Raw genomic sequence first — 9,480 nt, 5'->3', positions numbered from 1 at the left:
GTGCGTACCAACGAGACTGAACGGCAGCAGGACGGCATCAGCTTCATCCTGATCGACATGAAGAGCCCGGGCATCACCACACGGCCGATCCTGACCATCGGCGGCGATCACGAGGTCAACCAGGTGTTCTTCGACGACGTCCGCGTGCCCGTCGCCAACCGCGTCGGCGAGGAAGGCAAGGGCTGGACCTACGGCAAATATCTGCTCGAGTTCGAGCGCGGCGCCGGCATCGCGTCGGCGAAATTGCGCGAAGCATTGAAGACGGTGTCCGATCTCGCGGAGTCCGAGTTAACCGGCCGCGCCATCGACGATCCCGATATCGCGGTTCGAATGTCGGAGATCGAAGTCGACATCGACACGCTGGAAATGACTGAACTCCGCGTGCTCTCGGCGCTGCAGACCGGGCAGAACCCCGGCGCGGTGTCGTCGCTGTTGAAACTGCGGGTCAGCGAAATCCGCCAGGCGGTGACGCGGCTCGGCGTCGAGGTGATCGGCCATGACGGCCTCGCCGTCGAGCCGATGCGGCCGTTCTACAGGCTCAACCACGAGCCGCCGATTCCCGAAGCGATGCTGCCGGTGGTGCCGGAATATCTCAACGGCCGGGCCTATACCATTTTCGGCGGCTCATCGGAGATCCAGCGCGAGATCGTCGCCAAGATGGTGCTGGGGCTGTGAGGCGCGCTGCCGTCATTCCGGGGCGTACGAAGCACGAGCTATGATGTGCAATTGCACATCAGAGAATCCATAACCACGATCGGGAGTATGGATTCCGGGCCTGCGCCCAAGAGGGCGCATCCCGGAATGACGAAGAGAGTTACCCCTTCCCCCGCCTTCGCGTCGCGGATCGCCTGCCAGATTTTCATCGGCGTCAGCGGGGTGTTGAGCCGCGTGATGCCGAGTGGCATCCATCACGCCATTGGTGATGCAGGGCGGCCCGCCGATCGCCCCCCCGGAATGACGGCGCAGGTATCACCCGACATCCCGCAGCGCCGCCTCGACCAATTTGCGCTGCTCCGCTGTCAGCGCCGCCTGCGGCAGGATGGGGTCGCCGACCTCGTAGCCCTGGATCGCGAGCCCGGCCTTGATGCAGGCGGCGAGATTGAAGCGCGCGAAGGCCTCGTTGATCCGCCACAGCCTGCGTTGCAGCGCCATCGCCTCGCCCCAGCGCGCGGCCTTGCAGAGGTTGTAGAGCTCGACGCTTTGTCTGGGGATGATGCAGGCCGGGCCCGCCATCCAGCCGAGGCCGCCGATCAGCATCACCGCCGCCGGGATATGGGCCGACGCCGAGAACACGCCGATCGCGTCGCCGCACCTGTTCATGATCGATAGCAGCCGCCCGGTATTGGTCGAGGCATCCTTGATGTAGCCGATGCGCGGATGGGTCGCGAGCCGCTCGATCACGTCGAGCGTGAGGTCGGAGCGCTGGAACTGCGGATTGGTGTAGATCACGACGGGAATGTCGACCGCGTCGGCAATGGCGCGGAAATAGCCTTCGACCTGCTCGTCGGGAAGCGGAAAATACGCCTCCAGAATCGCGAGGATGCCATCGGCGCCGAGCTTCTGGTGCGCCTTCGCCTGCGCCACCGCATCCGCCGTCGAGGTCGAGGCAACACCGGCGATCACAGGCACGCGGCCTCTGGCGGCATCGATCGTGGTTCGCACCACGGCCGCGCGCTGCGCGTTGTCGAGATAGGCGAACTCGCCGGTCGAGCCGAGCGGCGTCAGCCCATGCACGCCTGATCGGATGAGATCGTCGCACAGCCGGCCGAGCACCTCGGCACGGATCTGTCCCGAAGTGTCGACCGGTGAGACCAGATAGGGAAAGACGCCGTGGAAATCAGCCATTGCGGAAAGATCCAGACACGATCACGGAAACCACAGGACTGGCTGCCAACCACCCCGTGCGCAATGTGACGCCGAAACGGCGCCGTGCAAGCCGGCATTCGGCTGACGCCTGCGGCTGGCGATTCACACTCTGCTTACCCTAATAGTTAACATGGATTTCAAATTTTCCCTGCACCATCGCCCTGCTTGGCCGACGGCCCAGGCGCCGTTGCCCGCGCGGGGTTTCGCGGTTCGATGCACGCTCGGCCAGGAGGCGCCCGCCTCCTTTGCGCATAGCTGCCGCGATCGGGCCCGGTGCTGGCTGAACGGCGAAGTTGGAATGACGCCGCAGAGTGGGGGCTCGATCAGGCGAAATGCGCAACAAGTCTCAGCCAGAACGGCCGTGGATCACCCGCCTTGCCTCGAAGCTTCCGTCCCTCGCCGCGATCTGGTGCGCGATCGTGGTTTCGTCGTGCGCGCCCAGTTCACCCCACCTTGAATCGAGGTCGGAGCCGGGCCAGCCAGGCGCGCAGGCTCGTCCCGAAGGACGAATTTGCCAGCCCGAACGCCGCCTGCTCGCGCCACCGCCCGCGCCCGATTGCCAGTTCAAACGATCCGAGCTCAAGACCATGGATTCCGATGGATTGGAGCATTTGAAGGTCGAATATGAGCGACAATGCTATCGGAACGCGGAGTTGATCGTCCGCGAGCGCCTGCGACGGCTGCAGGCCGCGGTCCGATGCGCGACCTAGCGGCTCCGGTTCAGGGCCTTTTTGACGCGTTATTCCCGGCGTGAACCGGTATCCACCCCGCTATCCAGCTGCGAGGCGGGCCCTCGCTCCAAACCGCGCGGGCAGGAAAACTGCCCGAAGGGGCGTCCGCTATCCTCAGCGACGAGGTCGCGGCCACAGCATGGCGACGCTGCTCTAATTGAGCCACTTTTTCGCCGTACTAAATTACCATTATCGAACGCAATATCGTCATTAACTACGACAATGATGTTGATTGCGTCAGGCCTCCAGCGCAAAGTCATCGAGGGGATTTCGGGGGGGCAGGGAAGACCAGCAACGAGAGCGACCATGGAGACGCTTTACGATTTGCTCGGAGCTCTTCCGAACGATGATGCTGACGACCTGAGGAGAGCTTTCCGAACGGCGGTGAAAGGTGCTCACCCCGACATCAATCCCGGCGATCCGAAAGCAGCACTGAAGTTCAGGAAGGTCGTCCGCGCCAATGAAATCCTCGGCGATCCGGATCAGCGCGCGGCGTACGACCATCTGCTCGAACTCGCCCGGATAGCGCAGGAGCAAACCTCAAAGACCGCGGTTTTCGCCAGGACCCTTCACAGGGTGGCCTCCGGCGTGCTGGCGATTGCCGGCTTCTCCGCGGTGGCGGTCGGAGGATATGCGCTGTTCATGCATATGTCGGTGGCGTCCGTTGCGCCTTCGGATGAGCGCGCGATCGCCAGGGGTGGTGGAGCCACCGAGATCGTCGCGGTCGCCCCGGCTGAACGGACCGTCGCAGAGGTGCCAATCGCCAACACCGACAAGCCCGAGAATGCAGCCGCGACCGGTGCGGCGATGGGGCCGGAGGAGGTTTCGTCCCGGATCGAGGTCGGCAGCGCCCAAGAAGCCCAGGTCTTACCTCCGCTCGATCTCGCCGTGAGTGATGCACGATCCTATCTGGAGCGGGGAATTTTCGCCTATCGCAAGGGCGACCTGGACGGCGCGATCGCCGACTTCGACCAGGCGATACAGCTCGATCCGAAATTTGCGGACGCCTACATCGATCGCGGCATCACGTTCTATCGGTTGCGAAATTTCGAGCGCGCATTCGCCGACATCGACCGGGCCAGACAACTTCAAAAGTCGAACCGGACGAGGTCGGCGCCCGCCATCAACAAACGGCACCGCGTTGGTCAGGCGGGAGACGAATTTGGGGTTGGGCCGTTTGCGGACCGACGGGGGGCCGGGCTAGATTAATCCATCGCCCCGGCGGCCCCTCTTCGGGCGCGTATTCGGGCAGTTCGTCGGCGATGCTCCTCAGGGCAGGGTCTGAAGCCCTCGCGGTGAGGGGCACGCCGTGCGTCCCGAACCAGGAGGCCGTGAATCCGGCCAACTCGAAAACGCTTCGATCAAAACACCCGCGCGATCGCGGCCTGCGCTTCGCTCTGAATCCGCTTCAAATGATCCGGACCGCGAAAGCTTTCCGCGTAGATCTTGTAGACGTCTTCGGTGCCGGACGGCCTTGCCGCGAACCAGCCCATGTCGGTCTCGACCTTGATCCCGCCAAACGACTGATTGTTGCCGGGCGCCCTGGTTCGGATGGCGCGCACCGCTTCGCCGGCCAGTTCCTTGATGCCGAGTTGTTCCGGCCCCAGCGTCTTGAGCGCGTCTTTCTGTTTCGGCGTCGCCGCCACGTCGATCCGCTCGTAGAAGGGAACGCCGAGTTCGGCGGTCAATTCGTCAAACAACTGGCCGGGATCGCGTCCGGTCTTTCCGATCATTTCCGCGGCAAGCAGCCCCATGACAATGCCGTCCTTGTCGGTGGTCCAGACCGACCCGTCGCGCCTGAGGAACGACGCGCCGGCGCTTTCCTCGCCGGCAAAGCCGAAGGCGCCGCTGCCGAGGCCCTCGACGAACCATTTGAAGCCGACCGGCGTCTCGACGAGTTTGCGGTTCAGCTTCCTGGCCACGCGATCGATGATCGAACTGGAGACGATGGTCTTGCCGATCGCAGCCTCCTTCCCCCATTGCGGCCGCCAGGCGAACAGATAGGCGATCGCGGTCGCGAGGAAATGGTTTGGATTCATCAGGCCGCCGGCGCGCGTCACGATTCCGTGCCGGTCCGCATCGGTGTCATTGGCGAATGCGACGTCGAATTTGTCGCGCATCCGGATCAGGCTGGCCATGGCAAACGGCGAGGAACAATCCATCCGGATCTTCCCATCCCAGTCCGCGGTCATGAAACGGAATGTCGGATCGACCGCCTCGTTCACGACCGTCGCCTCGATCCCGTAGCGTTCGATGATCGGTTGCCAGTAGTGAACGGCGGCGCCGCCCAGTGGATCGATGCCGATTTTCACGCCGGATGATTTCACGACCGCCATATCCACGACGTTGCCGAGATCGGCGACGTAGGGACCGACAAAGTCATGGAGATGGGTCGACGGCGACCTGCGGGCGCGCGCGTAAGGCATCCGCGCGACACCTTTGAGTGCGGCTTCCAGATACCGGTTCGCGCTGTTTTCGATGATCGACGTGACGTCGGTATCGGCCGGACCGCCATGGGGCGGGTTGTACTTGTAGCCGCCGTCTTCGGGAGGATTGTGTGACGGCGAAATGACAATGCCATCTGCGAGATCAGCGGTTCTTCCCCTGTTATGACTCAGGATCGCATGCGAAATGACGGGGGTCGGCGTATAACCGCCGCGCGCGTCGATCATGATGTCGACGCCGTTCGCGGCGAACACCTCGACCGCGCTCGCCAGCGCAGGCTCGGCCAAAGCGTGCGTATCGATTCCGATGAACAGCGGGCCGGTCAGCCCGGTGCGACGGCGGTGGTCGCAGACCGCCTGCGTGGTTGCCAGGATATGATCTTCGTTGAAGGAATTTTTCAGCGACGAACCGCGATGACCCGACGTTCCAAAGGAGACGCGTTGGGCGGGATCGGCCGCGTCGGGTTTCAAGGCAAAATAGGCGGTGACGAGTTGTGGGACGTTGGCGAGAGAAGCGGGATCGACCGGTTTTCCCGCGGCGGGATTTTGTGCAGTCACATGACCTCTCAGAATCGACGATGGCTCGGCTGTCCGGGAATATTTCCTGGAAAATCCTGTCCTTCCAGATCATCGGCCCGATCAAGCCGGGTGCGATCCGAGGAACGAGGCAAACACGCCCTTGGAAAACGCCGGGAAACCCGTGCGAATGAGCCATTCGACGGGGGTGCTACCATGATGGGTCACCCCCATCAAGCCGGACACCCGAGCGGGAAGAACGGCATGGAAGGAGACTGTGGTGCGGCTTGCGGTCATGTTGTCGACGTTGCTTCGTTCGGTGAGATTTGGGTGGATTTGGATCAGTCTGTTCGGGCTGAATGCCGCGGCCTCAATCGCAACTCGCCGAACTACATCGTCGGCATCGGCCACTCCTACCTGCTCGGCTCACACGCCCGCTGATGCCGGCGCCGTGCAGGCGCCGATGTAGCGGTCCGGCATGTGATCCCGCAAGCGCGGCGGCAGCAGTTCGATCAGAATGCCGGCGGGATCGGTGCGCATGCCCGCAATATCCGCGCCGGTCTCCAGCGCCGCGGCGAGCCTGGCCCGCTCAACCGCCCCGATCACGGCAGACACCGATCCGTTGAGATGATCCCTGAAGCTCCTGGCGACGTCGTCGGTGAAAAGCGGCAAATCCGAACTGGTGTCGGCCGCAAGATCGGCTTTGCTGAACTTGCCTTGCCGTGCGCAGTGCAGGAACCGGCCGAGATGCCTGAAGCCAAACGAACTCGGCGCAACCGTCGGCACGATGTCGTCGCCATGCACCATGCGAAACGTGCGCAGCCCCAACTGTCGATTATATGCGTCGGCAAATGTCCGGCTACCCGGGCGCGGCATGCCGAAAGTGTAGACGGCATCGACATTGGCCGAAAGCTCGGTGGCGATCCGCCTGGCAATCAGCGCCGCCAGCGCACCGCCCAGGCTGTGCCCCGTCACGAAAACCCTGCCGTCCGCCGGAATGAAATTCCCCAGCAGCTTCTTCAGGTCGTCCCAGACCGCGTCGGCCGCTCCCTCGTAACCCTCGGCCGCTCCGGTCGTCTTGTCCAGTCGCGCGTCGAAATCCGAAATCCAGTTGGCCAGCGAAAGCGGATCGGTGCCGGCGAAGGCGACGATCAGCACCCTGCTCGGGTTGTGGCTGGCGACGAAGCAATGCGTGTTCGCGATCGGCAACGCGGTCTTTGATTTCCTGATCAGGACACCGCCATCGGCAAGGGCCAGCCCTCGCGTGTTCAGAATGTCGGCGATCTTGTCGGGCTCGTCGGTTTCGTAGGCCAACTGCGACATCCACGCCATTGCCCTGGCGTTTCCGATCTCGAAGTCCTGACCGCCGACAAACTGCTTGAAAGCATCCGGGTCATAACGTTCGGTCGGAAGCTTGACGAGAAAGCTCACAACGTCCCTCCTGCGGTCGAGACATGCAGTACTTGCAAAAAAATCATACTACACCTGGAACGGCAGGGGCCAACCTGTGAAAAAACCCGGCCTCGATCATTTATGCGCCTTGATCCAGGCCAGCGCGGGGGCGCACAAGGACAGCACCAGCTCGATGGTCGCAGCGAGCACGCGGTCGCGGGCCGGCCCGGATGCACCGACCGGCGAGACCATTTGAGAAAGCGCGCCATGGAAATCCGCCATCTGAGATTTTCATTCCGGGAGCAGGATGCCAATGAACAGGTCCGCGGCGCGGCAGGCAGAACCCGCAAGATCTACGCCTTCCGCGCCTGGATCAGAAAGTAGCCGAACAACGCGCCGAGGACCACGTGGATGACGATTCCGGGCGCCATCGCCGACCCGGCGCCGAGCAGCATCGTGCGAACCACCACCAGCAGCGAAAGGATCTGGACCACCAGATTTCCGGCAAGCACGGCCAGGCGTCCCTGCCGGTCGGTGTCCCTTGCCATCCAGTCGATGACGCCCAATCCGAGTTCTTCTGGCGTCACATCCAACCTCGTGCTGGTATCGCACCGCGAGCTTTTCTTTGGTTCGCAACGGAGCGAGCTGCCGTCAACCCGGTTCCGTTCTCGCCAATCCGCGGGCTCCGGCCCTGTGCCGGCAACCAGCGTTTCAGGCTGGATAGCGACCGGCAAACGGCTAGGATAAGATAGAATCGAAAATCCCGGAGTGTCGCTCGCCTCCTGACCGAATTGTTGAACTACGGGCGTTCGACCGTTAACTACCAGGTTCGCGCTTTTTCCAATCATTGTGTGGCATCCTTGACCAGAGGCGGGAACGACGAAGACAGACGTCTCGATGACGCGGCCCGCGCCGGCTGGCTCTATTACGTCGCCGGCAACACCCAGGACGAAATTGCCGCCAAGCTCGGCATATCCCGTCAATCGGCGCAACGGCTGGTATCGCTGGCCATTTCCGCCGGGCTCGTCAAAGTCCGTCTTGAACATCCAATCGCGCAATGCCTCGATCTGGCGACACGGCTACGGGACCGGTTCGCGCTGAGCCTGGTCGAAGTCGCGCCCACGGATCCGGCGTCGGACTCCACGACGTTGGGTGTCGCAAACGCCGTGGCGGTCGAAATCGAACGGCATCTGAAATCGTCGTCGCCAATCGTCATGGCGATGGGCACCGGCCGCACCTTGAAAGCCGCGATCGACCTCTTGCCCGCCATCGACGCTTCGAAACACAAGATCGTGTCCCTGACGGGGACGATTACCCCGGATGGCTCCGCGGCTTTCTATAATGTCATTTACGACATGGCGTCCGCGGTCCGCAGCCGGTTGTTCCCGATGCCCTTGCCGGTCATCGCCTCCTCAAGGCGCGAGCGCGATCTCCTGCATCAGCAGCCGATGATCCAAACCACCCTGAAACTTGCGGCGAGAGCCAACGTCGCTTTCGTCGGTATCGGCGACCTCGGCGCACGCGCGCCGCTATTCGTGGATGGTTTCATAACCGGTAAGGAGTTGAGGGCGCTTCAGAAAGCCGGCGGTGTTGGTGAAATCGTGGGCTGGACGTTCGATGAACGCGGCGAAATGGTGGCGGACGTCACCTATGATCGGGTGACGAGCGCGCAGATCCCATCCCGTGACAGGAGCCTTGTGATCGCCGGCGCCAAGGGCAAATTGAAGTTGCCCGGCATCGTCGCCGCACTGCGGGGCCGGCTGATAAATGGCCTGATCACGGACGAAGCGACGGCGCGCGCGGTGCTCGGCCGCAAATAGCGCGATTTTGCCGCACATGTGCCGGCTTCGATCATCGGCTGGGTGCATTGCAACACCGAACGCCTCTTGACAGCGCTGCCTTTTGCGCGAGTAATTGCCCACAATCAAGGCAAATGCTCAAATCGACATGGGAGGAATACATGAAGCTTTCATCCTTTCTGATTGGCGCCTGTTCGGCCGCAGCCTTCGCGGGAATTGCCGCGGCCGACACCAAGTTGACGATCGCCACGGTCAATAACGGCGACATGATCCGGATGCAGAAGCTGACCGACGACTTCAAGGCGAAGAACCCCGGCATCGACCTCGAATGGGTGACGTTGGAAGAGAACACGCTTCGTCAGAAAGTGACGACCGACATCGCCACCAAGGGCGGGCAGTACGATGTGCTGACGATCGGCACCTACGAGGTTCCGATCTGGGCCAAGCAGAACTGGCTTCTGCCGCTGACCAGCCTCGGCGCAACCTACGACGCCGATGATCTTCTGCCGCCGATCCGCTCCGGCCTGACCGTCGATGGCAAACTCTACGCCGCGCCGTTTTATGGCGAGAGTTCGATGATCATGTACCGCAAGGATCTGTTCGAAGCCGCCGGGTTGAAAATGCCGGAGAAGCCCGATTGGGACTTCATCAAGAGCGCAGCCGCCAAGATCACCGACAAGCCAAAGGAAATCTACGGCATCTGCCTGCGCGGCAAGCCGGGCTGGGGCGAGA

General features: G+C 62.6%; 11 protein-coding genes. 4 read left to right on the top strand and 7 right to left on the bottom strand.

Annotated features, from left to right (window positions below; translation table 11 throughout):
• Positions 1 to 675: acyl-CoA dehydrogenase family protein (locus WCE35_RS16765; RefSeq protein ID WP_424594449.1), on the top strand; the 675-nt coding region annotated here is incomplete at its 5' end.
• A 38-nt stretch (positions 676 to 713) separates the two neighbouring features.
• On the opposite strand, the gene WCE35_RS16760 is transcribed toward WCE35_RS16765, so the two are convergent.
• A complete protein-coding gene (locus WCE35_RS16760; RefSeq protein ID WP_424594450.1) occupies positions 714 to 905 on the bottom strand; it encodes a hypothetical protein in 192 nt (63 codons plus the stop codon).
• A 64-nt stretch (positions 906 to 969) separates the two neighbouring features.
• Positions 970 to 1,845, bottom strand: coding sequence for a dihydrodipicolinate synthase family protein (locus tag WCE35_RS16755; RefSeq protein WP_424594448.1), 876 nt, complete (start codon positions 1,843 to 1,845; stop codon positions 970 to 972).
• Positions 1,846 to 2,597: 752 nt separating this feature from the next.
• Between WCE35_RS16755 and WCE35_RS16750 the strand changes: the two genes are divergently transcribed.
• Positions 2,598 to 3,806, top strand: a complete 1,209-nt coding sequence (locus WCE35_RS16750) for a DnaJ domain-containing protein (RefSeq protein WP_424594447.1) — start codon at positions 2,598 to 2,600, stop codon at positions 3,804 to 3,806.
• Positions 3,807 to 3,958: 152 nt separating this feature from the next.
• On the opposite strand, the gene pgm is transcribed toward WCE35_RS16750, so the two are convergent.
• The 5 genes from pgm to WCE35_RS16725 form a co-directional block, all read right to left on the bottom strand.
• On the bottom strand, positions 3,959 to 5,599 hold the full coding sequence (pgm, locus tag WCE35_RS16745; protein WP_424594446.1) for a phosphoglucomutase (alpha-D-glucose-1,6-bisphosphate-dependent): 1,641 nt from the start codon (positions 5,597 to 5,599) through the stop codon (positions 3,959 to 3,961).
• An 81-nt stretch (positions 5,600 to 5,680) separates the two neighbouring features.
• On the bottom strand, positions 5,681 to 5,968 hold the full coding sequence (locus WCE35_RS16740) for a hypothetical protein (protein WP_424594445.1): 288 nt from the start codon (positions 5,966 to 5,968) through the stop codon (positions 5,681 to 5,683).
• A gap of 15 nt (positions 5,969 to 5,983) precedes the next feature.
• On the bottom strand, positions 5,984 to 6,988 hold the full coding sequence (locus WCE35_RS16735) for a lipase family protein (protein ID WP_424594444.1): 1,005 nt from the start codon (positions 6,986 to 6,988) through the stop codon (positions 5,984 to 5,986).
• Positions 6,989 to 7,084: 96 nt separating this feature from the next.
• Positions 7,085 to 7,231 carry a hypothetical protein gene (locus tag WCE35_RS16730; RefSeq protein ID WP_424594443.1) on the bottom strand — a complete coding sequence of 49 codons (147 nt, stop codon included), beginning with the start codon at positions 7,229 to 7,231 and terminating at the stop codon, positions 7,085 to 7,087.
• A gap of 71 nt (positions 7,232 to 7,302) precedes the next feature.
• On the bottom strand, positions 7,303 to 7,536 hold the full coding sequence (locus WCE35_RS16725; protein ID WP_424594442.1) for a hypothetical protein: 234 nt from the start codon (positions 7,534 to 7,536) through the stop codon (positions 7,303 to 7,305).
• Positions 7,537 to 7,809: 273 nt separating this feature from the next.
• Here WCE35_RS16725 and WCE35_RS16720 point away from each other — a divergent pair, with 273 nt between their 5' ends.
• Both WCE35_RS16720 and WCE35_RS16715 read left to right on the top strand, forming a co-directional pair.
• A complete protein-coding gene (locus tag WCE35_RS16720; protein ID WP_424594441.1) occupies positions 7,810 to 8,769 on the top strand; it encodes a sugar-binding transcriptional regulator in 960 nt (319 codons plus the stop codon).
• Between the two features lie 140 nt (positions 8,770 to 8,909).
• A partial coding sequence (locus WCE35_RS16715; protein ID WP_424594440.1) for an ABC transporter substrate-binding protein occupies positions 8,910 to 9,480 on the top strand: 571 nt, incomplete at its 3' end.

Origin of the sequence: Bradyrhizobium sp. (genome assembly GCF_049691595.1) — a bacterium.
Classification (GTDB): Bacteria; Pseudomonadota; Alphaproteobacteria; order Rhizobiales; family Xanthobacteraceae; genus Bradyrhizobium.
Note: the sequence above shows the minus strand (reverse complement) of the source record. Positions and strands in the feature narration are given on the sequence as shown.

Excerpts from the sequence above, each read along its gene's own strand:
- WCE35_RS16760 (WP_424594450.1), bottom strand. The coding sequence starts at position 905 with ATGCCACTCGGCATCACGCGGCTCAACACCCCGCTGACGCCGATGAAA.
- WCE35_RS16755 (WP_424594448.1), bottom strand. The coding sequence starts at position 1,845 with ATGGCTGATTTCCACGGCGTCTTTCCCTATCTGGTCTCACCGGTCGAC.
- WCE35_RS16730 (WP_424594443.1), bottom strand. The coding sequence starts at position 7,231 with ATGGCGGATTTCCATGGCGCGCTTTCTCAAATGGTCTCGCCGGTCGGT.